The organism is Flavobacterium bomense, from assembly GCF_003970355.1.
The window spans coordinates 1-21,276 of sequence record NZ_RYDJ01000020.1; the positions used below are offsets into that span (position 1 = coordinate 1).

At 29.8% G+C, this 21,276-nt stretch carries 24 protein-coding genes and 1 pseudogene; 16 read left to right on the forward strand and 9 right to left on the reverse strand.

Features of this window, described 5'->3' with window-relative positions; translation table 11 throughout:
* The 4 genes from EKL98_RS13945 to EKL98_RS13960 form a co-directional block, all read right to left on the reverse strand.
* Positions 1-450: hypothetical protein (locus tag EKL98_RS13945; protein WP_126562916.1), on the reverse strand; the 450-nt coding region annotated here is incomplete at its 3' end.
* Between the two features lie 282 nt (positions 451-732).
* Complete coding sequence (locus EKL98_RS13950) at positions 733-981, reverse strand: hypothetical protein (protein ID WP_126562917.1); 249 nt, start codon at positions 979-981, stop codon at positions 733-735.
* 331 nt (positions 982-1,312) lie between these two features.
* A complete protein-coding gene (locus EKL98_RS13955; protein ID WP_126553758.1) occupies positions 1,313-2,410 on the reverse strand; it encodes a Fic family protein in 1,098 nt (365 codons plus the stop codon).
* Positions 2,411-2,675: 265 nt separating this feature from the next.
* Positions 2,676-2,924: an RteC domain-containing protein gene (locus tag EKL98_RS13960; protein ID WP_158615131.1), complete on the reverse strand. Its 249-nt coding sequence runs from the start codon at positions 2,922-2,924 to the stop codon at positions 2,676-2,678.
* A 797-nt stretch (positions 2,925-3,721) separates the two neighbouring features.
* Between EKL98_RS13960 and EKL98_RS13965 the strand changes: the two genes are divergently transcribed.
* Positions 3,722-4,135 carry a hypothetical protein gene (locus EKL98_RS13965; RefSeq protein WP_126562918.1) on the forward strand — a complete coding sequence of 138 codons (414 nt, stop codon included), beginning with the start codon at positions 3,722-3,724 and terminating at the stop codon, positions 4,133-4,135.
* 229 nt (positions 4,136-4,364) lie between these two features.
* On the opposite strand, the gene EKL98_RS13970 is transcribed toward EKL98_RS13965, so the two are convergent.
* Both EKL98_RS13970 and EKL98_RS13975 read right to left on the reverse strand, forming a co-directional pair.
* Entirely contained in the window at positions 4,365-4,826 is a 462-nt protein-coding gene (locus EKL98_RS13970) for a UpxY family transcription antiterminator (RefSeq protein ID WP_126562919.1), read from the reverse strand.
* Positions 4,827-5,629: 803 nt separating this feature from the next.
* On the reverse strand, positions 5,630-5,881 hold the full coding sequence (locus EKL98_RS13975) for a hypothetical protein (RefSeq protein WP_126553766.1): 252 nt from the start codon (positions 5,879-5,881) through the stop codon (positions 5,630-5,632).
* Positions 5,882-6,729: 848 nt separating this feature from the next.
* Between EKL98_RS13975 and EKL98_RS13980 the strand changes: the two genes are divergently transcribed.
* The 3 genes and pseudogenes from EKL98_RS13980 to EKL98_RS13990 all read left to right on the forward strand — a co-directional run bounded on the left by EKL98_RS13980 (position 6,730) and on the right by EKL98_RS13990 (position 8,031).
* Positions 6,730-7,068, forward strand: a complete 339-nt coding sequence (locus EKL98_RS13980) for a helix-turn-helix transcriptional regulator (RefSeq protein ID WP_126562920.1) — start codon at positions 6,730-6,732, stop codon at positions 7,066-7,068.
* A 228-nt stretch (positions 7,069-7,296) separates the two neighbouring features.
* Positions 7,297-7,742: pseudogene (tnpA, locus tag EKL98_RS13985) on the forward strand (IS200/IS605 family transposase).
* A 55-nt stretch (positions 7,743-7,797) separates the two neighbouring features.
* A complete protein-coding gene (locus EKL98_RS13990) occupies positions 7,798-8,031 on the forward strand; it encodes a helix-turn-helix transcriptional regulator (RefSeq protein WP_126553770.1) in 234 nt (77 codons plus the stop codon).
* Between the two features lie 182 nt (positions 8,032-8,213).
* Here the strand turns inward: EKL98_RS13990 and EKL98_RS13995 are convergent, their stop codons facing one another.
* The 3 genes from EKL98_RS13995 to EKL98_RS18440 form a co-directional block, all read right to left on the reverse strand.
* Entirely contained in the window at positions 8,214-8,690 is a 477-nt protein-coding gene (locus tag EKL98_RS13995) for a DDE-type integrase/transposase/recombinase (RefSeq protein WP_126562921.1), read from the reverse strand.
* Between the two features lie 113 nt (positions 8,691-8,803).
* Positions 8,804-9,046, reverse strand: coding sequence for an IS3 family transposase (locus EKL98_RS14000; protein ID WP_158618335.1), 243 nt, complete (start codon positions 9,044-9,046; stop codon positions 8,804-8,806).
* Positions 9,047-9,276: 230 nt separating this feature from the next.
* Complete coding sequence (locus tag EKL98_RS18440; RefSeq protein WP_255416483.1) at positions 9,277-9,405, reverse strand: hypothetical protein; 129 nt, start codon at positions 9,403-9,405, stop codon at positions 9,277-9,279.
* 625 nt (positions 9,406-10,030) lie between these two features.
* Between EKL98_RS18440 and EKL98_RS14005 the strand changes: the two genes are divergently transcribed.
* The 12 genes from EKL98_RS14005 (at position 10,031) to EKL98_RS14060 (ending at position 21,274) form a co-directional block, all read left to right on the forward strand.
* Positions 10,031-10,456, forward strand: a complete 426-nt coding sequence (locus EKL98_RS14005) for an adenylyltransferase/cytidyltransferase family protein (RefSeq protein ID WP_126562923.1) — start codon at positions 10,031-10,033, stop codon at positions 10,454-10,456.
* A gap of 38 nt (positions 10,457-10,494) precedes the next feature.
* Entirely contained in the window at positions 10,495-11,499 is a 1,005-nt protein-coding gene (locus EKL98_RS14010; RefSeq protein WP_126562924.1) for a mannose-1-phosphate guanylyltransferase, read from the forward strand.
* A 116-nt stretch (positions 11,500-11,615) separates the two neighbouring features.
* On the forward strand, positions 11,616-11,957 hold the full coding sequence (locus EKL98_RS18445; protein WP_126562925.1) for a phosphomannose isomerase type II C-terminal cupin domain: 342 nt from the start codon (positions 11,616-11,618) through the stop codon (positions 11,955-11,957).
* Between the two features lie 30 nt (positions 11,958-11,987).
* Complete coding sequence (locus tag EKL98_RS14020; protein WP_126562926.1) at positions 11,988-12,356, forward strand: hypothetical protein; 369 nt, start codon at positions 11,988-11,990, stop codon at positions 12,354-12,356.
* Between the two features lie 141 nt (positions 12,357-12,497).
* Positions 12,498-13,448 carry a GDP-L-fucose synthase family protein gene (locus tag EKL98_RS14025; protein ID WP_126562955.1) on the forward strand — a complete coding sequence of 317 codons (951 nt, stop codon included), beginning with the start codon at positions 12,498-12,500 and terminating at the stop codon, positions 13,446-13,448.
* Between the two features lie 140 nt (positions 13,449-13,588).
* Positions 13,589-14,713 carry a GDP-mannose 4,6-dehydratase gene (gmd, locus tag EKL98_RS14030; protein ID WP_126562927.1) on the forward strand — a complete coding sequence of 375 codons (1,125 nt, stop codon included), beginning with the start codon at positions 13,589-13,591 and terminating at the stop codon, positions 14,711-14,713.
* 174 nt (positions 14,714-14,887) lie between these two features.
* Positions 14,888-16,009 (forward strand): glycosyltransferase family protein, encoded by a 1,122-nt coding sequence (locus EKL98_RS14035; protein WP_126562928.1) that lies wholly within the window; start codon positions 14,888-14,890, stop codon positions 16,007-16,009.
* Between the two features lie 2 nt (positions 16,010-16,011).
* The gene (locus EKL98_RS14040) at positions 16,012-17,469 is read left to right on the forward strand and encodes a hypothetical protein (RefSeq protein ID WP_126562929.1); all 1,458 of its coding nucleotides are present in this window, start codon (positions 16,012-16,014) and stop codon (positions 17,467-17,469) included.
* Between the two features lie 3 nt (positions 17,470-17,472).
* Positions 17,473-18,195, forward strand: a complete 723-nt coding sequence (locus tag EKL98_RS18135) for an acyltransferase (RefSeq protein ID WP_126562930.1) — start codon at positions 17,473-17,475, stop codon at positions 18,193-18,195.
* Positions 18,196-18,197: 2 nt separating this feature from the next.
* Entirely contained in the window at positions 18,198-19,448 is a 1,251-nt protein-coding gene (locus EKL98_RS14050; protein ID WP_126562931.1) for a glycosyltransferase, read from the forward strand.
* A 15-nt stretch (positions 19,449-19,463) separates the two neighbouring features.
* Positions 19,464-20,585: a glycosyltransferase family 4 protein gene (locus EKL98_RS14055; RefSeq protein ID WP_126562932.1), complete on the forward strand. Its 1,122-nt coding sequence runs from the start codon at positions 19,464-19,466 to the stop codon at positions 20,583-20,585.
* A gap of 5 nt (positions 20,586-20,590) precedes the next feature.
* A complete protein-coding gene (locus EKL98_RS14060) occupies positions 20,591-21,274 on the forward strand; it encodes an acyltransferase (RefSeq protein ID WP_126562933.1) in 684 nt (227 codons plus the stop codon).
* The last annotated feature ends 2 nt before the right edge of the window (positions 21,275-21,276 follow it).

The window sequence follows — 21,276 nt, forward strand, 5'->3', positions numbered from 1 at the left end:
TGCATCGACCATTGCCAGTAATTCGTATAATATGTTATCTTTTAGTATTGCTTCTACTACTGTATTGTATAACGGTTCGATGGCTTGACCTCTATCGTTTCCTCTAGCGTAAGGCCAAACATATTTTTCTGAGGCATTTATAATTTTATTTAACGGTTCTGCAGAATGGGCTGTCAGTACACCTCTTACTATTGGTCCAGGGTGTTGTGGAAACGCATAGCTTATGCCGTGGATGATGAATTCATTGAATGCTATACGGTTTACTTTTTTTCTTGCGTCATCAATTAAGCCTGCATATTTGGAACGATTGAGAGATTGGCTGACTTCTGATTGGCTCATTCCCAATTCTTCTGCCAGTGTATGGTGAAACCAATCTTTGTTTCCTAAAGCGATAATCTTTAGGAGGATTACTATGTCTTGTGGCTTTAGATTATTTTTTATTTGGGACATTTTCTTTATATTGCATATTGCGATATGCAATATTACTTAATATTTACTTATAAAACAATAGATTACTATTTTATATCGCATATCGCGATATGCAATATATCTCTATTGACTATAACAAATTGAGTTGAGGTTAATTATTTAAATACTATGTGTAAAATATGATTCTAAGTATGTATTGACTTCAGCTAAAACATTCTGATATTCTATAATTAATTCTTTTAGTATTTTTTTTCTTAATCTCACCGCTTGAATTCATTATGTCTAATTGAGTTGATACGTCCTCTAAATTCCAAACAAGGTTTCTCCTTTATTGGTAGCAGTTATTGTTGCTGATTTTGTTAATGGCAAGTGCGCAAAAGCATTTCTTGTATTCATTAAAGTTTGAACTTTACTTATCATTTTGTTATCAAATGAATCAATATTTCTTAATATTTTCATTTTGGCACCCGTGCTTACAATTGAAGAGTTAAGGACAATAGTTTTAAATTCATGTTCTTTTGCAGGAGAAAAGTAGCGTATCGTAGATATCAAATTCTTTCTTTTTAGAATGGAAAAACTTTTTGCCTAATCCCCAGAAAATTTATGTGACCCATGATTTCTCGTATCATAAATGATCCTATTAATTTATTGGCCATACTGATGTGATTTGATCGCAAAGTAGGACTAAAAATCATCATCAAAACTGTCCAGTTTGAACCGGAATGAGGTGTTCACTTTGCTCCGGAATCACCTGTCCAGTTTGAACCGGAATGGGGTGTTCAGTTTGACCCGGAATATCCAATAAGAATTTGTTGGATTCCTCTAATATATTCCGTTGGATTGTGATTTAAGTCAGCCATATTTTTATAGATTACTTTTTTAATTATTTTACTCTCAAAACTTCTAACAACTTAAAATTTAGATACAACTTTTCTTTGCCCACTTGTTCACTTTTCAAGAAACCGTGATTTTCCAATTCTTTTAAATAATTACCTACCGTTTTTAGATTGCCTAATCCTGCCTTTTCTAATTGGTTTCTTTTTGTATATGGTAATCGGAATAGCTCTTCCATAAGGTCTTTTGAATATATTTTTGGTAACTTTTGTTGTATTTCGGTTCCCATTTCATTCATCAGTTTTTCAATCTCCGCTATTTGGCTCCTTCCTTTTAGGGCTGTTTGTTCCACCATATCCAGCATATATATAATCCAATCTTCCCAATTTCCTTCTTCTGTTACTTTTCTGAGATTGGTGTAGTATTTGTCTTTGTGTTGAATGATATAATTACTTAAATATAGTGCCGGTAAATCAAGTAAGCCTGTCATTTTGAGGTATAATAATAGAATAATTCTTCCTGTACGACCATTTCCATCAAAGAATGGGTGAATTGCTTCAAACTGGTAATGAATGATTGCCATTTTTACTAATGGGTCAATATTATCTTCTGCGTGAATAAAATCTTCTAGGTTTTTTAGCTTTTCTCTAATTACATTTTCTCCTTCTGGTGGTGTATAGACTACAGAGTTTGTTGCTGGGTTTTTTAATTGTGTTCCAGGTGCATTTCTTATACTGGATTGATTTTCTTTTATGATTTGCATTATTGCAACAAATAGATTTGTCGTTAGGATAGGTCGGTTTTCTACTTGTTCTACACCAAACCACAAGGCATTTTTGTAATGCATTACTTCTTTTGTAGCAGGATTATCATTTTTTTTCTCAGCAATCGATGCTTTGAACAGTTCGTCTTGTGTTGTGATTATATTTTCAATTGCAGAACTAGCTTGTGCTTCCTGTAAATTGATTGTGTCTATAAATAATGTTGGATTGGGTAAATTTGTAATTGCTCCTTTTAGCTCTGATAAAGCTCTACTGGCTGCAATTGTTTTTTTGAGTATTGTAGTATTTTCTATTTCCGCTTGTGGGGGTAATAACGGCAAATCATTGTACGCAATTTCTGGATTATGTGTTATTCTCTTACTCATATTATAATTTTTAAACGAAGGCGTTTATTACCTTTAATTTGTGTTCGAGTGTAAATATAATAAAAATTTACTCTCGTTTTGTTTTTGAGAGTAAATATTGCCCTCGTTTGATTTTAAGTTTTTCTTTCTTTACAAAAAGGTAATTGACATTAAATATCGGGGTTTGTTTTTTGTTATTATTTAACTTTTATTGAGGGTAAATATAATTCTTCAATAAAATAGTTTTGGAATAACGAAGTTTCATCTTTTACAACACCAAGCACAATTAGCCGACCAGCTTGCTGATCTCAATATTATAGATTTCATTATAGAAAATTAATTTACTTGCCAACTGCGGCTTAATTTCCTTGAAAAATTCTATTTCTTCTGATTTACTGGTAAAACTATGTTTTTTGAAAAATGCTTTCAATTGTTCTAAGCTTGCTATTGTAGCTTTAATAGCCTGCTGAGAAGAGTGTATTGGGTAATCTACATTGGAATGGGTTGTTTTTAATTGTTTTTCTAATTCTGCCATTATTGAATTTGAGTAGTTTTTCATTGGATTCGCTGCTAATTAAGTATTTAAGACCTGTCTATTGTCTTATTTGTAGTCAGCAAATCTATTTGGACGTATGCATTTTAGCAAATGTTTACTTGTGTAATTCCCGAATTGCATAGTAGAATTCCCGAATTGCATACTTTGTTTTTTGATATTCATGCGGTAAATAGGCTTTGTATTTACCGTAATAATGCGGTGATTAATGAAAATAATCACGGCATATTTTTATTTGCGGTATATTGGATAATCAGGAATAATTCGAGGTCGATAGATCATGAAGAGTTATGATGAGATGCTTTATGGTCTTTACCTTACTTATTTAAAAGATTAAGTGCTTATTTATGAGTAACTTACTTACTTTTAAAATTACAGTAGCGTTTAATTACTTTTCTAATTTTATACTTATATGTTATTTTGATTTATCCTAAAATCAGGTTGTCAATTTGACTTGTTTTTCACGTACTTGGACCGATTAAAAGGAGACATAATCTTGAATCAAAAACTAATTTCTCTAAAAGTCCTGTAAAAGGAAAAATTAAAATAAATAAGGATATATAAATACTTTTTTTATTTAGCAATGAGTCAATTTTTATTTTATTTTACATTTTTTCAATTTAAAAAACTACAAATTCTTTTTAATTAAAACATTGATTAATATAAAAAGACAGTATGGATTCCTTCAGTCAGGAATTAAATTAAAATTTAAAAAAGGGTTACTTAATCCGAAAGGATATAAAAGGATTTATGAAATGTAGAACTAATAAAAAATAGATTTGAAAAGGTATAGAAATAACTTTGGGGCATTAGATAGCAATGAAATTACTTTATTTATTCATAATAAAAAACAAAAAATAGAATTTCAGGATATTTTAAAAATTAGATTTATTAAAAGACAAAAATATCTTTTAAATTATCTTGTTTTTTTTGTGTCTGTTCTTTTAATGTTTTTTATTAAAAATAATTCTTTGTCTAGTCATCAACATCTAATTTTTTTGTTTTCAAGCTTGATACTTTTACTGATTAGCTTTTTTTTTAAATCATTTGAATATAAGTTCATTCTAATTAAAAAAAATGATTTTATAATAATTGATGTTCCTAGTAAATTAAGTATGGAAGCTGAAAATTTAGTAAATCAATACCATTTAGTCTATGCTGAGTACAAAAATTGGACAAATTTTCAAGACTAATTTAAATAGGAATAAAAACCTATCTTAAATCGTTGAGATTTCTGTCTAGAAAATGAGTGCGGCCTAGTCATACTGTTAATAATCACAATATTATTTTAAAAAAAAGGAATCATATTAAAAAAATAGAAGTAAAAATGACAACTTATCATCGATTTTGAGTTCAATTCAAATTGCTTAATTAGGAATTAAGCGCTAAAACATCTCATTTTAGATTATAAATTCAAATCTTTTATTTAATTCGAATTTTAAGTGTACATCCTAATGATTCTAAAATCAAAAAATAATGCGTATTTGTAATTTCTTTTACAACTGCATTTTGATTCAAAAAGGGTCCGGAATCTACTTGTATTGTTTCTCCAACCTGATATGACGTTATTGATATTTCAGCTGTTTCATCTTTCAGCCATTCTTTTATGGTTTCAATTTCTTTGTCTTTTACAATAGCATGCTTTCCCAACCAGAATAAATATCGGATAGCCCCGGGTGAAGTAAAGACTAAATTCCTGTCTTTTTCTGCTAATTGAACAAAAACATAATGATTAAAAAGAGGTACTTGTATCTTCTTTTTTCTATCGGACCATTGTTGCTCTTTTATAATTAAAGGACAGTAACAATTTATACCAAACCGATTTAATTGTTCTGCTACTTTTTTTTCCCCTTTGGGTTTCGTATATACTACATACCAGTTCATATTGCTTTCTTCTATTTTAGTGGAAGTATAATTCGTTTGATATTACTAACTAAATTCTAATTGCAATTTTAAAAATACAGTTAGATTCTATAATTTATACTTATATGTTAGGTGTTGAGGTACTCTTTTTAGTGCTTTTAAAAATAGATAAAACTAGGTAAGCTATTTCTTTAAATTTAAAACAATTTTTTAAATAATGGATTTAAAGAATTAATCGTAATTTATTTGGTAGGGATTTGTCTTTTTTTTAATGTTAGGAAGTGTATTTTCTTGGTATGAATCAATGAAACCAGTAAATGCAGAAAGGAAGATGTTCTTTCTTCTAGTTCTTTTAGTTCTTTTAGTTTTGGACTCTTTATTATCTAAGATCAAACTCGTCTACAGTTGTACATTTTTTGTTTTTGATACCAATCATTGCTTACTAAATCCATGTGTTTTATTTTGAAACTTTCAAAATCAAAGTCGTATCGGCTGTTGCAATTGAATAGTGCTTGCCGTTGCTTTCTTGTAGTCCCGAAATAGAAAAATTAATCCTCGAATTATTTAATGAATCGTTATTGGTAAAAAATTCTGATTTATAATAGCTGCAGGAGAGGTGGTAATTCCTTTGAAATTAATTATAAAAATAGTGGTGTCAATCAGACTTTGTTCAATGATTTTAACATATTCCAGTATTTTTGGTTGCCAATTTTAAATCTGGTTAACAAGCTATTATTGATAATGTCGTAATATGAAGATCTGAATTGGGATAATATTATTGTTCTGGTTCTGCTTTTCGAAGTTTATATAGGAAAGACTGAATTTTATTTTGAAAATGTTACAAATTCGTTGTTTAAATAATCTTCAATTAAACTTTCGTCTTCTGCTGCTTTGGCTATGTTTAAAGTTGAACTTTCTCCATAACATTTTACTGAAAACTGCTGCTCCTTTTTGTCCAAACGTAAAATTAAGAATCCAGCCGATTCCCCTTGCTGTAGTACTTCATTGTGCAATATTTTTGAACTAAAAATAATGGGTATTTTTTTTTCATTTATAATATATTTTAAAATCTTCATTTTAATTGAATTTATAGTTAGTAGTTACTTCTTTGAATTCTAAATAATAATTGTTAAGGGGTTTTTCTTTATTTCGAACTTTTATTTTTTTATTTCCATTATAGAAAAAAAGTACTACTTGAACATATTTTGCATTATTAACATTATTGATTGTTTAAGTTCAAATGTATATATAATGTAAAACATAAGAAGGAATAACATGGCGATTTTCTCCTAATTTCGGACATTTTGATTCTGATGATTTTTTTGTAGTAATTTTAAAAAGTATTATTTTTAGTTCTTTAACTGAAGCATGTCCAATTGTTAACAATGTAGTATTTAGAAGGTACTTTAATTACTATTGCATTTAGACTTTCAATGACTATAAAAACCTTCTAAAATATTAAACATATCCAAAGAAATTATATCCAAACCATTATGTCGCCAAAAAATTGTAGATAAATAAGAAATGTTGTTTTAAATTTAAAATATCAGTATTTTCTTTGTTTTATTTCTTTAATTCAATAGCATATTTGTCTTTTAATTTTTTTTTTTAAAATGTAAAACAATAAGGTATTTCATGTTATTTTAATATTATTCTAGTTTTTAACAGTTAAAACACTTTTATTGGTTTTTTATAATGTTTATTTAACGTATTTGGTATTTTATGTTAAAAAAATTAATTATGTAAATTAGAATTGTCCTTATTTAGGACATAATAGTACTAAGGTGAACATAATATCGGTTGTAAAAAAGAGTATTATTGTAATAACGTTTAAGATTTAAGTATTATTAAACAGATTTTCGTTTTTTTAACAAATGTTTAATAGATATATTAATACAAGTTTAATTCACAACTTCCTCAAATCATGAATAAAAAGACTTATTATAATATACGAAAAATTCGAGAGATGAATGATCTAACTCGAGATTATGTAGCCGGAGAACTGCAAATGAGTACTAGTGGTTATGGTAAAATAGAACGCGGTGAAATTGATTTGACTATTTCTAAACTTTATAAGATTGCTGCTGTTTTGGGAGTTTCAATTACTGACTTATTGTTTTTTGATGTTTCAACTCTTTTCAAGAATAATGTAAATGAGACCTCCGTACATCAAGCAAGTCCTGAAGCAAATACTTTTTTTGATAAAGAACAGGTAGTTAATTTAGAAAATGTGAACCAATTACCGATAAATAAAAACAGGTGAATTTAAAAACACGAGGTTAGATTTATAATACTTTTTTTTTAATTTATGTTCCTCGCCTAAATTAGTGGAATTGTATTTTTAGAATAAGAACCTTTTTTTAGAAAACAACTTTGTTTTTCATTTATTTATCTTAAATTAGCAATACAATTATCTTTTTGAAATTTAATCAAAAGAATTCTTCGAGGCTATGCCTCGGAGTCACTAGTTAAAGAGTAGTATATTTGTTTGATGAGTGTACCTGTTTTCAAACGGCATAATAAAAGTTTGTTACTTTATCATTTTAGTTTACCAGATAAAGTATCGAAGAAATGTTTTGTCTGAAGAAGTAGAAATAAGTTTGTAAAAACATTGCAGAACGGTTTGAAATTCATTTTATTGAAATTGGGGCAGATGAAAATCACGTTCATTTTTTGATACAAAGTCTACCAAAAATTTCTGTTGAAATCATTGTTATAACAGTAAAAAGTATAACTGCAAAAGAAATTTTCCGATTGCGTCAAGACGTTAAAAGTAAATTATGGGGTGGTAATTTTTGGACGAGTGGATATTATATAAATACAGTTGGTTAATATGGAAATGAGAATGTAATTCAGAAATACATTCAAAATCAAGGAGAAGAAAAGACTGTTTACAAATCATTTAACAAAAACCAGCTACGGTTAACTTTTGAATAACACGATACCTTTAGGCTCTGCCTCAGGGTTATTCATTATTTTCAATAAAAAAAATATGATTTATAAAAAAATAAAAGAAATAAGGTTGTTCAAGAATGTGACTGTTGACTTTGCAGCTTCGGAATTGGAAGTAAGTATTTCTGATTATTTGGCTATTGAAAATGGAACAGTTGATATGAAATTGTCTAAAATTTTTAAATTAGCAGTTATTTTTAATGTTTGTGCTTATGAATTTTTTGATGATACTGAATTTGGAAATAATTCGACTTGTATTAATGTAGGTACCTAGTTCCACAACGTTGTTGATGTGAGTTGATTTAATTTTGAGTCAAATTTAGGATTTTATTTTTAAATATAATTTCTTGATCTTAAAAAGAAATCAATTCGAATTTTGGGTCTAGTTTAAACTATTCTTTCATTTAGTATTAATTCATTTAGTAGTATTTGGATGCGCAAATAAAACCCGCAGTATTAGTTAAGCAACATTTTTAAAATTATTTTTCTGTATCCAGAATTCTTCAATGGTTTGTAATCTAAAGCGGAAAGCCTTCTTTTCGTGTTATAGCAAATTTCAATAATTTCAAATATAGCTCGTTTCATCTGTTCTTTTGATAGGAGTTTATTTCTATGAATTTGTTCTGTTTTCAAAGTCTTAAAAAAGCTCTCAGCTACTGCATTATCAGAATAATTCCCTTTTCGGCTCATGCTTCTTGTAATCATTTTATAAGATTCAATCACATTGGTGAACTTTTTACTAGCATATTGAACTCCACGGTCAGAATGAAATAGTAATCCTTTTTCAATACTTCGGTTTTTAACAGCCATTTTCCAAGCTGCCAACGAAGTTTCCCCTACATTCATTCCATTACTTAGACTCCATCCGATAATTTTTCTGTCATAAAGGTCTAAAACGGTTGTTGAATATATAAATCCTTCTTTTACTATAATTTAAGTAAGTCCGATACCCAAACTTTTGACGGTTTTGTAACTGAAAATTCTCTATTAAAAACATTGGGAACAATTAAATACTTATGCTTAGAATTTGTTGTAACCTTGAATTTCTAGCTTAATTTACTTCTTAAACCCAGTTGATTCCTATATTTAGCAACCGTAACTCTTGATATTTTATTACCCAGAGAAATCAACTCTGCCGTCATTCGTGGACTTCCATATCGCTGTTTTGAATCAAAATAAATGGAAGTTATCTTTTCTTTCACAAGTAAGACTCTTTGTTTTCGCTCTGAAACGGACTGACTTTTCCAATGATAATAACGTCTTTGTCCTGCTTGTAATACTTTGCACATCTTTTCAATCGGAAATATCTTTTCATTGTTTCTGATTAAAGTATAAATCATCGACCGTTTTTGGAAAAGATGTCTATCGCTTTTTTTAATATATCGTGTTCTAGTTCTGCGTCTTTTGAACCTACTTATAAGCTCTGCTATTCGTTCCTGTTCTGGCGTTTTCTTTTACAATTGCCGTTACCTGGAAAACTTCCTTGCCCAAACTCTTCATACTAATCATACTCTTTTCTCTATTTATTCAATTGTGGAGCTGTAACTCTTAATTCTCTAGCTAATTCTGAAATGTTAGGCCTCTCATAACTCAATTGGACGGTTTTCTCTTTAAAAGCACGGTCGTAAATTTTACGTACTTGTTTCATAAATTAAAATTAAGGTTTTTATTCTTAACTTTTTATACAGGTAAAGTTAGCAAGTCCATTCCTATGCTAATTTTTTGTTTTTTTCTTAAAAAATGATAGCGATATTTTTAGAAGACTACAACTACTTGATCAGATTGTTGTAAAATGTTTGTAGTTAATGTTTTAATAAAGTTTATAAAAAAAAAATTCTAAAATTTTTATAAATTATTTTTTTGGGCCTTAATACAATTGTTATTTTGGAGATGTTGCGAGTCTATATTGGGCTTAATTGTCCTTAATCCGGCTATTTAACCACAAAAAATGATTGTCTGAAAAACCAAAAAATTTTATCATTGCATAGTAGTTTAGTTAATTATTGCTTAAATGTCTATGAAGTTTTTGTAGTCTATTAAACATCTTATAGCTCATTTATCAAATTTACCATTCTACCCAAAAATTTCTTTTTTTTTATTTTGTAATCACATAAAAATGTGACTTACAATAGGGAACCTTTTTTCTTTTTTGTAATTAAATTCAATTTAAAGCTCTTATTTAATTTAATAAAAAATAAAAAAGCAAACGTTTTAAATTATAATCTTATTTCATTATACCGATCAATAATCAATTTCATTTATAATTAAAACTTATGAAAACTGGTATCACCTTTAGTGCTTTTGACTTGTTACATGCGGGTCATATTAAAATGCTCGAAGAAGCTAAACTTCATTGTGATTATTTAATTGTTGGTTTACAGACAGATCCAAGCGTAGATCGTCCTAAAAAAAATAAACCAACTCAATCTGTAGTAGAACGGTACATTCAATTAAAAGGATGCAAGTTTGTAGATGAAGTCGTTCCATATACTACAGAGCAAGATCTTGAAGATATTCTTCGAGCTTTTCATATTCACCTACGAATTGTTGGTGATGAATATAAAGATAAAGATTTTACAGGCCGGAGTTATTGTGAAGAAAAGGGTATTGAATTATATTTTAATACTAGAGATCATCGATTTTCTAGTAGTAGTCTCCGTCGGGAGGTAGCAGAAAAAGAGCTTTTAAGTGTAAAATAATTAATTAACTAATCCACTCTTTTATATTAACAATATTAATGAATACAAGACAACATATTACCCATGTAGTTCTCACTGGCGGCGTAGGAAGTAGATTGTGGCCACTTTCACGTAAAAGTCAACCCAAACAGTATTTAAGTTTGTTTGCAGGAAGATCTCTTTTTGAATTGACTGTAGCACGAAACGCTGCTTTAGTTACTGATGTAATTATTGTTGGTAATGCTGGAAATTGTCACTTAAGCACCGAAGTAATGGTGAAAAAGGAGGCATCCTATACTCACATCATAGAAGCAACACCTCGTAATACTGCAGCAGCGATCGCTTTTGCAGCTTTTGCCTCAGAACCGGATGACATTTTAGTTGTAACACCTTCAGATCATATTATAGAGGAAACAGACCTTTATGAGCGTACTGTTGAGGAGGCGATTGCACTGGCAAAGAATAATTATATAGTCACTTTTGGTATCCAGCCAACTAAACCAGAAATTGGATATGGTTATATTGAATTTGAAGGATCAAATGTACTTGCCTTTCATGAGAAACCAAATATCGAAACTGCTGTAGCTTTTATCGCACAGGGAAATTATTTATGGAATAGCGGTCTTTTTTGTTTTAAAGCAGGACTTTATCTGGAGGAATTAAAAAAACAAGAACCTGAACTGTACAAGTATTCTAAAATAGCTTGGGAGTCAAATGTAGATGGAATGCTTGATTATGATTTGTCAATGCAAATTCCAGCTATTAGTGTTGATTATGCTGTAATGGAAAGGAGTAAAAATATACGTGTTGTGCCCTCCCATTTTGGATGGTCAGATTTAGGGTCTTTTGAATCTGTTTATGAATATTTAGTCAAGACTGGACATCCTGTAGATGATAAAGGAAACATAAGTATTGGCAGTACCATTCACACCGCTTTTGTTGGAGTTGAAAATTGCTTACTGGTTCATAGTTCAGATGCCTTATTGATTTTACAAAAAGAAAAATCTCAGGATGTCAAGCACGTTTATCAACAACTGGAATCTGTAGGGTCTGAATTGATTTAGTGCAATTGTGCCGTAAATGAAAAGCAGGAAAGCAATCGTGAAAATTGTTTTTCAAATGAATACAAAAGAGACAAATTTTATCCTAACAAAAAATCATCCTTTAAAAACAAAAAAATATGGAACATGATAGTAGACCCTGGGGGCAATATTGGGTATTAGACGATGCTACTACACATAAAGTAAAAAGAATTTTAGTGGATCCGGATGAACGTTTATCCTATCAGTATCACCATCATCGATCTGAGGCTTGGACTATAGTTTCTGGAGTTGGTCGCATCACATTAGATGGAATTGTTAAAGACTATAAAGTGGGTGATACCGCCATAATTCCGCAAGGCGTTAAACACCGAATAGAAAATGCTTTCAATGAACCTCTTATCTTTATTGAGGTGCAACATGGCAGTTATTTTGGTGAGGATGATATTGTTCGTATTGAAGATGATTATCAAAGAGTCTAGAGTATATTAATTTTTAATTTTAATTCATTAATGATTGAAAAAAGAATAAGTTCTTTAGAATTCGATGAAGCGTTAAAACTAATAGCGGCTTATAAATTGCAATTAATGCATGAGTTAAAAGAAAATGTTTTAGTAGACAACATTAATATTCAAAATGATGTTAATGAAAAAACTTTTAAAGCGCTAAAAATTTACTATCAGCTGTATTACAAAATAGAACTTAATTGGGATGATTTGGCGGTTATGGAAATATCTTTATTGAAATCAATTGATTATAATAAAATGGCATTTGTAAAAGGATTTGGATTCATTTCTTTGTTTAATTTTAAAGAACTAATGATTTCTTGCTCTATTTTGAAAGAAGAAGAGTATTGTCAACTTAAAAAACGTTATCGTTAAACGGTTAGATATTCGTCAACAAACTACATTATTATTATTATTATTAATTTAAGTTTATTGTATTTAAAAAGAACAAATTTTTTTGTTCAAAATTTATTAAAAAAAGGAAAATTCACAATAGGCTAACTATTTTAAAAGATGATTAATAAAAACAGTACAATTTATATTGCCGGACACAAGGGAATGGTAGGTTCTGCCATCTGGAGAACTTTGACGGAACTAGGTTATACGAATCTAATAGGCGCTTCAAGGAAAGAGGTTGATTTAAGAAAGCAATCAGTTGTTCGCGATTTCATCCGAAAAATAAAACCCGATGTTATTATTGATGCTGCTGCCAAAGTAGGTGGGATTTTAGCGAATAATAGTTTCCCGTATGAATTCCTGATGGAAAACCTGCAAATTCAAAATAACCTTATTGATGCCGCCCACCGTTTGGGGGTGGATAAATTTATCTTTTTAGGGAGTTCTTGTATTTACCCCAAATTAGCCCCGCAACCTCTGAAGGAAGAGTATTTATTGACAGGACCTTTGGAACCGACTAACGAATGGTATGCTATAGCCAAAATCACTGGAGTAAAAGCCTGTGAGGCTTTACGGAACGAATACGATAAGGATTTTGTGAGTTTGATGCCTACTAATTTATACGGTACTCACGATAATTTTGATTTGAACAGTTCGCATGTTTTGCCAGCTATGATTCGCAAATTTCATGAAGCCAAATTAAATAATCATGCAGTTGTAATATTATGGGGAAGCGGTACTCCTTTGCGCGAATTTCTATTTGTAGATGATATGGCAGCAGCTGTTGTTTTTGCCTTAGAGAATAAATTACCAGACTCCTTATATAATGTAGGTAGCGGAATCGATTTAACTATTCGAGAATTAGCCTTAACGATTCAAAGAATTATCGGTCATGAAGGCGATATTATATGGGACGATACTAAACCAGATGGTACTCCCCGAAAATTAATGGATGTTTCTAAAATGCATAATTTGGGTTGGAAACATAAGGTTGACTTAGAAACAGGAATCCAATTGACTTATGATTGGTTTTTGGATCATACTGATATTATTAAAGAAATTAAGCTATAAATAGTTTTTTTTTAAAATTCTGATTTCAAAGAAATCTACATTCGCTTAAGGCATTTTTACTTTAGGCTACTATACAACTTTACTATTTTAATCCCATTGCGCTTTAGCGTAGACGCACTTTTGTGCCTTAGAACAAACTTATGAATCCAACACCAAAAACAGCTTTTATTACCGGAGTTACCGGACAAGACGGCGCTTATCTTAGTGAATTTTTATTGAAAAAGGGTTACATCGTACATGGATTAAAAAGACGTTCCTCTTTGTTTAATACGGATCGGATTGATCATTTGTATCAGGATCCTCATATGGATCACCGTAATTTTATTTTGCATTATGGCGATATGACGGACAGTACGAACTTAACCCGATTGATTAAAGAAATCCAACCGGATGAGATTTACAACTTGGCGGCCATGAGTCATGTAGCAGTTTCCTTTGAAACACCAGAATACACTGGAAATGCGGATGGATTGGGAACCTTGCGTATTTTAGATGCTGTACGTTTTTTGGGATTAGAGAAAAAGACACGTATTTATCAAGCCTCTACTTCAGAGTTGTATGGTAAAGTACAGGAAGTACCGCAATCAGAAACAACATCCTTTTATCCCCGTTCGCCTTATGCTGTAGCCAAGATGTATGCTTTTTGGATTACTGTAAATTATAGAGAAGCCTATGGAATGTATGCCTGTAATGGGATTTTGTTTAATCATGAATCGCCAATACGTGGGGAAACTTTTGTTACTCGAAAAATTACCAGAGCCACTTCTCGAATTGCCTTGGGATTACAAGATAAATTGTACTTAGGGAATCTAGATGCGAAACGCGACTGGGGTCATGCCAAAGATTATGTCCGCATGATGTGGATGATTTTGCAAGCGGAAGAAGCAGAGGATTGGGTTATTGCTACTGGTACGACTACTCCAGTAAGGGATTTTGTACGTATGGCTTTTGCCGAAGTAGGAATTGAATTGGAATTCAGGGGAGAAGGAATTGAGGAGAGAGGTTTTGTAAAAGCCTGCACGAATCCAGACTACCAATTGGAAATAGGAAAAGAAGTATTGGCAGTAGATCCAGCCTATTTTAGACCTACTGAAGTCGATTTGCTTATTGGTGATCCAACGAAAGCAAAAACTAAACTAGGATGGGAATGTCAATATGATTTAGTTGATTTAATTAAAGACATGATGCAGAGTGACTTACGTCTTATGCGAAAAGATCAGTATTTAAAAGAAGGCGGTTATACTACTTTGAATTATTTTGAGTAGATAAATGAAAATTTAGCTGTTAGATTAAATTAAGCGTATTAAAAACGTATATTTTTAAATAGTGGATGTAGTAATTTTGAACCAGAGAATTATAAATTTTGAGTGGTTATATTATTTATTGTATTTTAAATTTATAAGCTATAGTATTTGAAAACAATGTTTTAATAAAAAATAATGAATAAATTATTATATATAGCACCAGTGATTATTGATTTAGAAAAATTAAATGGTGTTTCCAAGAAAGTATTAAACCATTACAAGATATTTAGGGAATCCTATAAAGCTGACATGATATCCTACGGGCCAAATTGCTTGTATCATTTTCACGACAATAGTGTAGATACCATACCTTTGGGAAAATTAAAAAGGAGACTAAAATTATATTCATTTATTAAAACTAATTTAGTTCCAAATCAGTATGAATGTATCTATATCAGATATCATCTTTCTGATTTTTTATTTATTTATCTATTAAAGTTACTGAATAATAGTAAAATTGCAATTGAAATCCCGACTTATCCTTATAAGCACGAACTCCTTAAAAGTCAAAAAGGGCTGTTGCGCTATTTGATTGATATAACTTCACGGTCATTTTTAAAATTATATGTAGGACGAATTGTTACCTATTCAGAGGATGTTAACATTTTTGGAATTAAAACAATAAATACCATTAATGGGATAATATATGATAATTTAATTCCAAGTCAAAAAAAAAATCGACCTGAATTAGAAATTAATTTAATTTCTGTATCTGTAACAATGATTTGTCATGGTTATGATCGATTGATAGTAGGTTTAAATGATTATTATAAAAATGGAGGGAATGTAAATGTTTTTTATCATTTGGTTGGAGATGGAATTGAAATAGAAAAGTATAAAGGATTAGTAGAAAAGTATAAATTAGGAAAGTACGTGAAATTTTATGGTTTTAAGGGAGGTCAAGAATTAGATGAAATTTATGACAAAGTAGATATTGCCATAAATTCATTAGCAATTCACAGAATTGGATTAAAAACAGAAAGTACGATCAAATCTAAAGAATATGCCGCCAAGGGTTTACCAATGGTTTCCTCTTATGAAATTGATGCTTTTTCTCCAGAGGACAATAAAAAATATGTGCTAAAGATAAGTGCAGATGAATCAGCAGTCAATATAGATCAATTAATTCAGTTTTATGGACAGGTTTATAATGATACTCTAATTCTTTCGACCGATATAAGAAATGCATCTCGAAAGAGAAGTGATATGCGTGTTACCTTGAAGGGCATTATAGACTATTTTAATACAAGCATTTAAGTTTGAAAAAGTATAATTATATAGTGATTTTATTAGCTATATTAGCTTTTATTGAAAGTTTTTATGTCTATAACGAGGCGATTCCGAGAAAGGGTTTAGAGCTTTTGTTTATTGTACCATTATTTTTCGCATTTTGTATTTTGGTTTTTGGAAAAATAATACTTCCTTATCAAGAAAACGGAATTGGATTAAAAATTTACTATGTTGTTATTATTGTTCGCTATCTTCTACACCCTTTTCTTATCATTATTTCTAATGGAGATCTAAATAATAGAATGCCTGAAGCAAAAGGAGATTCTTATCCAGTTGCAATTCTGATATATTGTATAGAATTGTTTATTGCCTGTATCGTAATTAAGCAATGGTTTCCGATTTATATTAGGAAGTATAAGAAAGAATATATATCAAAAAAGCAAATCCCCTTGAATTCTTATGGTAAAAATATATTAATTTTATTTTCTTTATTTCTACTGATTCGATTTAATTCTTGGATACCAGGTCTTAAAATACTTGGGTTGAAAGAAGCTTTCTCTTCTATCGCTGTAGTATTTGATGCTACCATTTTTAACTGCCTAAAGGTTTTTGCTTTTGTATTTTTATTAATTGAGACCAAAAAGAATATTAATAATAAAACAAATTTTAAAATTTACTTTGGTATAACTTTCGTTGTAGGCGTATTTAATTTCATTTCTTATTTTGGTAGCAATCGATCATTTATTTATGAAACAGCAATTGCTACGATTCTAATTCTGATCTATAGTTATCCCCAATTCAAAAGAAAGATATTAGCTGTTTTGTTACCTTTAGCTATAGTAATGATGTTGTTATCCTACGTAAACAAACAATTTGCTGCCGATAATGCTATAACTTTCCAATCTCAAGACAATACTACTATACTATCTAATATTGTTGAGGAATATACTAATGGACTCTGGACTGTAGCAAGATCTTATCAAGCCTCAATCGGAATATCTTCCAAGATTTCCTCGGAAGCATTTATTAAAGATTTTTCAGACGGTGTCTCAGGACTGGCTGATTTACCAGGATTTAAATCTATAAACAATAGTTTGTCAGGCTTACGTTCTTCTTCGGATGTCTTTAAAGATTCTCTTAAACAAAGAGATGATAGGGGACAGATGCTGTCTTTGTCAGGTGGTTTTTTAATTATAGGGGGTGATTTTTTTGGTTGGCCATTTTTGGTAATTGGGAATTATTTAATGATAATGCTTCTTGTAAAAATGGATATTGCATCGAAAATAATCAAGGATTTATATTATAAGTATATGTATATCTGGATGTCGATTCTTATGGGGCTTGTTCACTGTTATTGCTTGCAAACAATCATTTTCTGTTGGAGTAAATTTATTTTTTTTTATTGGATTGTTCTATTTGTTAATGGAATACCCTTACCTAAAATGATACTTTGTAAGACTAAAAATATTACTTTAAAAGGAGTGTAAATTATGAAAATAAAAGACATACGGTTATATTACCTCAAATTTAAGCTTACCTATTTTTCTCGACTATGCAAGCCCAATACTTTTAATAAAATTCTTTCATTAGAAGGATTTGAAATTGGAAAAGGTACTTTTTTTTATGATCCAAATTCTATGACCATTGATAGAGAAAGACCATGGATGCTAAAGATAGGTGAATATTGTAAAATAACTAAAGGGACAATACTATTGACTCATGATTACAGTAGGTCTGTTATGAGGAGAAAATATGGGGAAATCATAGGAGAAGCGGGCAAGACTATTATAGGAGACAACGTTTTTATTGGAATGAATAGTATTGTTTTAATGGGGTCTTCTATAGGCAATAATGTCATAATTGGAGCAGGAAGTGTCGTAAGTGGGACTATTCCTGACGATGTTGTAGTTGCTGGAAATCCAGCTAAGGTTATAAGAACATTAGAAGAGCATTATCTAAGAAGGAAAATTAAATCCATAGAAGAAGCTAAATTATATGCTCGAGAATTTAAAAATAAATATACAAGAAAACCATCGATTAAAGAAATGAATGCTTTTTTTCCATTATATCTTGAGCGAAATGTCGAGGCTATTCTTCGTTCTGGAGTTAACATAAACTTAAATGGAGATAATAGAGATGAAATTTTAAATTATTTTTTAAAATCAAAAGCTGTATATAGCAGTTTTGAAGAATTTCTTTCGGATTCATTATAATTATGAAAAAAAGAATATTAATAATTATTAACGCACGGTTTCCTTATGAAAAATCAGAAGATTTTTTATCAAATGAATTAGATTATGCTGCAGGATACGATGAAATTATTTGCTTTCCAATTTTAGTATTTGGGAAAAAATCAGCAAACGATATTATTTACAAAAAGAGTAAAAGGGCTTTCTCTTGTTTTAATCCAATTTCTTCTTATTGGGAATCAGAGAAGAAAATAAAATTATTGTTTCTAGTTTTAACAAAAAAGTTTGTTTACGAAGAGATTTTCTTTTTATTAAAAAATAGGAAATTTTCCACAGGAAATATTAAGAATTTATTTTCTTTTTTATTAATATCATATAATGCTTTTTATGAAGCTTGGGATAAAATTAATGAAATTATAAAAAACAATGATGTTGTAATTTACTCTTATTGGATGCACTGTAGCGCATTGGCAGCAATATCCTTGAAGAGAAAAATAAAAAACACTGCAAATGTTGAAAAAATAATTACTCGCTGTCATCGATTTGACTTATATGAATATGCTAATGAGAGCAACTATATTCCTATGAGAAAACACATATTATCTAATATGGATGAAATACATTCTATTTCAGAGGATGGATTAATATATTTAGAAGATAAATATGCGATAAATAAAAACAAACTTATTCTTTCAAGGTTGGGTACAATAGATAGAGGTGTTTCTATTTTTCCCAAAAGCACAACATTACATCTTGTTTCTTGTTCTTGGATGAGACCCGTAAAACGAGTATCATCTATTGTTAGAGCTATTTCAAATCTTTCATTTCAACTCGAATGGGTGCATTTTGGAGATGGAGAGGAATACAATACTATTGAAAACTTAGTAAAAAACATTGATAATCCATTAGTTAGCTACAAATTGATGGGTGCCTATAGTAACGAGAAAGTTTTAGACGAATATGCCACTACCCATTATGATGTGTTTATTAATGTTAGTGAAAACGAAGGTGTTCCGGTATCTATAATGGAAGCAATGTCGTTTGGTAAAATTATAATTGCTACAAATGTTGGCGGTACTTCCGAAATTGTGGAAAATGGGATTAATGGATTTTTACTGAATAAAGATTTTACCAATGAGGAACTTGTTTCCGTAATCACTAAAGTAGCATTATTAGATGAAAAACAGTTTAGTGATATGTGTAATCAATCACGAAGAATTTGGGAGGAGCGATGTAATGCGGAGAATAATTATGTCCAATTTTATCAAAATGCGTAAATCATTTTTTGAATAATGAAAATAAATGTAAATCTACAGTCTTTAAATAATTGGGGAACAGGTATTTGTTTGTTTGGAAATAAATTAATCGAGCACTTTAATCATAATACCAATTATGAATTATACGGATGCTTTAATTTTGTACGAGGAGTAAAATCAAATAACTTAAATCGATTCCGTTTTCCAGTTAAGTATTCAATTATTCCTTCGAAATTGGTGTATTCTAGGGTAATCAATAGTTATTTACCTTTTTACTATCATAATATGATGGGTAATAAAGGGGATATTAATCTTTTTTTTACCTATAAAATTCCTAGGGTTAGGTATAAAGGAATCACGATATGCACCATTCATGATCTTATACCATTAAAAGTTTCTCAGGAAAATAGGCAGATAGAAATTGATTATAGAAATGATATTACGTATGCTATAAATCATTCGAATTATTTGATCACAGTTTCAGAGGCATCCAAAAAAGATATTATTTCTGAATTTAATTACCCAGAGAATAAAATTACGGTTATTCCTAATGGAGTTGATTTTAATTTTTTTAATAAGGCTCTTGATGAAACGGAATTATCTAGAATTAGAGCCAAATATAAGTTACCCAAAAAATTCATCTTATATTTTGGAAACATAAGAAAACATAAAAATGTTGATAGTTTAATAAGAGCCTATTCATTGCTATCTAAAGAAGTTAGAAATGAAGTTAGTCTAGTAATAACACAAGGGAATGAAGAATTATTTCAATTAGTTAAAGAATTAAATTTAGAAAATCAAGTTTGTTTTACCACTTTTATAGATGATGCAGATCTGCCTTGCATCTATAAATTGGCTTTAGTTATGGTATTCATATCATTATATGAGGGTTTTGGTTTGCCTATAATTGAAGCGATGGCAGCAGGAACTCCTGTAATAACCTCTAATATTTCATCTATGCCTGAAATTGCGGGGAAAGCCGCCATATTAGTAAGTCCACTACAACTTAAAGAAATTTCAGAAGCTCTAGAAAAAGTAATACAAAATCCAGAAATAAGAATAAAAATGATTGGCTTAGGGTATGAGAACGCCAAAAAATATAGTTGGAAACATTCAGGAGAAAAATTAGCAGCATTATGTGCTGAACTTTTAAACTAATACACATGATAAATTCTGTAAAAAAGATTATACGATTAACACTTAGTTTGCCCAAAACTATCTATTTTAATTTTTATGTATTTCCTTTCAAAGTAGCTATAAAACTACCAGCTTTAATAGATTATAAAACCAAATTTTATGAGCTACACAAAAACACGGTATTATTAAATGGGAAGGTGAAGTTTGCAATGGTCAAGATTGGTTGGGGAAAAGGATCAATCGGAAATGAATGTAATCGATATAATTATTGGGGTATAAAGAAAGATTGCAGAATAACTTTTGATGGAACAGCGCATTTTGCAAAAGGTGTTTCTTTGAGAGCCGATAATGGAGGTAAAATTTCATTTGGAAATAAATTTGTAGCCAATCAAAATTTTTTTTGTGCCAGTAATACATCGATAAGCTTCGGTGATAATGCAGTTTTAGGTTGGAATATTCATATTCGGGATGGAGATGGACATAACATTTATGATGAAAATAAAAATATTATAAATAATAATAAACCTATCAGTATAGGAAATCAAGTTTGGTTAGCCAGTTACGTTAGTATTTTAAAAGGTGTAAAAATACCTGATAATAGTATTGTTGCATTTGGTTCTATTGTGACAAAATCTTTTTTTGAAAAAAATGTAATTATTGGAGGCATTCCCGCTTCTGTTGTCAAGAAAAATATTAATTGGGAAATATAAAA

Excerpts from the sequence above, each read along its gene's own strand:
- EKL98_RS13955 (WP_126553758.1), bottom strand. The coding sequence starts at position 2,410 with ATGAGTAAGAGAATAACACATAATCCAGAAATTGCGTACAATGATTTG.
- EKL98_RS13960 (WP_158615131.1), bottom strand. The coding sequence starts at position 2,924 with ATGGCAGAATTAGAAAAACAATTAAAAACAACCCATTCCAATGTAGAT.
- EKL98_RS13970 (WP_126562919.1), bottom strand. The coding sequence starts at position 4,826 with ATGAACTGGTATGTAGTATATACGAAACCCAAAGGGGAAAAAAAAGTA.
- EKL98_RS13975 (WP_126553766.1), bottom strand. The coding sequence starts at position 5,881 with ATGAAGATTTTAAAATATATTATAAATGAAAAAAAAATACCCATTATT.
- EKL98_RS13980 (WP_126562920.1), top strand. The coding sequence starts at position 6,730 with ATGAATAAAAAGACTTATTATAATATACGAAAAATTCGAGAGATGAAT.
- EKL98_RS13990 (WP_126553770.1), top strand. The coding sequence starts at position 7,798 with ATGATTTATAAAAAAATAAAAGAAATAAGGTTGTTCAAGAATGTGACT.
- EKL98_RS14000 (WP_158618335.1), bottom strand. The coding sequence starts at position 9,046 with ATGTGCAAAGTATTACAAGCAGGACAAAGACGTTATTATCATTGGAAA.
- EKL98_RS18440 (WP_255416483.1), bottom strand. The coding sequence starts at position 9,405 with ATGAAACAAGTACGTAAAATTTACGACCGTGCTTTTAAAGAGAAAACC.
- EKL98_RS14005 (WP_126562923.1), top strand. The coding sequence starts at position 10,031 with ATGAAAACTGGTATCACCTTTAGTGCTTTTGACTTGTTACATGCGGGT.
- EKL98_RS14010 (WP_126562924.1), top strand. The coding sequence starts at position 10,495 with ATGAATACAAGACAACATATTACCCATGTAGTTCTCACTGGCGGCGTA.
- EKL98_RS18445 (WP_126562925.1), top strand. The coding sequence starts at position 11,616 with ATGGAACATGATAGTAGACCCTGGGGGCAATATTGGGTATTAGACGAT.
- EKL98_RS14020 (WP_126562926.1), top strand. The coding sequence starts at position 11,988 with ATGATTGAAAAAAGAATAAGTTCTTTAGAATTCGATGAAGCGTTAAAA.
- gmd (WP_126562927.1), top strand. The coding sequence starts at position 13,589 with ATGAATCCAACACCAAAAACAGCTTTTATTACCGGAGTTACCGGACAA.
- EKL98_RS14035 (WP_126562928.1), top strand. The coding sequence starts at position 14,888 with ATGAATAAATTATTATATATAGCACCAGTGATTATTGATTTAGAAAAA.
- EKL98_RS18135 (WP_126562930.1), top strand. The coding sequence starts at position 17,473 with ATGAAAATAAAAGACATACGGTTATATTACCTCAAATTTAAGCTTACC.
- EKL98_RS14050 (WP_126562931.1), top strand. The coding sequence starts at position 18,198 with ATGAAAAAAAGAATATTAATAATTATTAACGCACGGTTTCCTTATGAA.
- EKL98_RS14055 (WP_126562932.1), top strand. The coding sequence starts at position 19,464 with ATGAAAATAAATGTAAATCTACAGTCTTTAAATAATTGGGGAACAGGT.
- EKL98_RS14060 (WP_126562933.1), top strand. The coding sequence starts at position 20,591 with ATGATAAATTCTGTAAAAAAGATTATACGATTAACACTTAGTTTGCCC.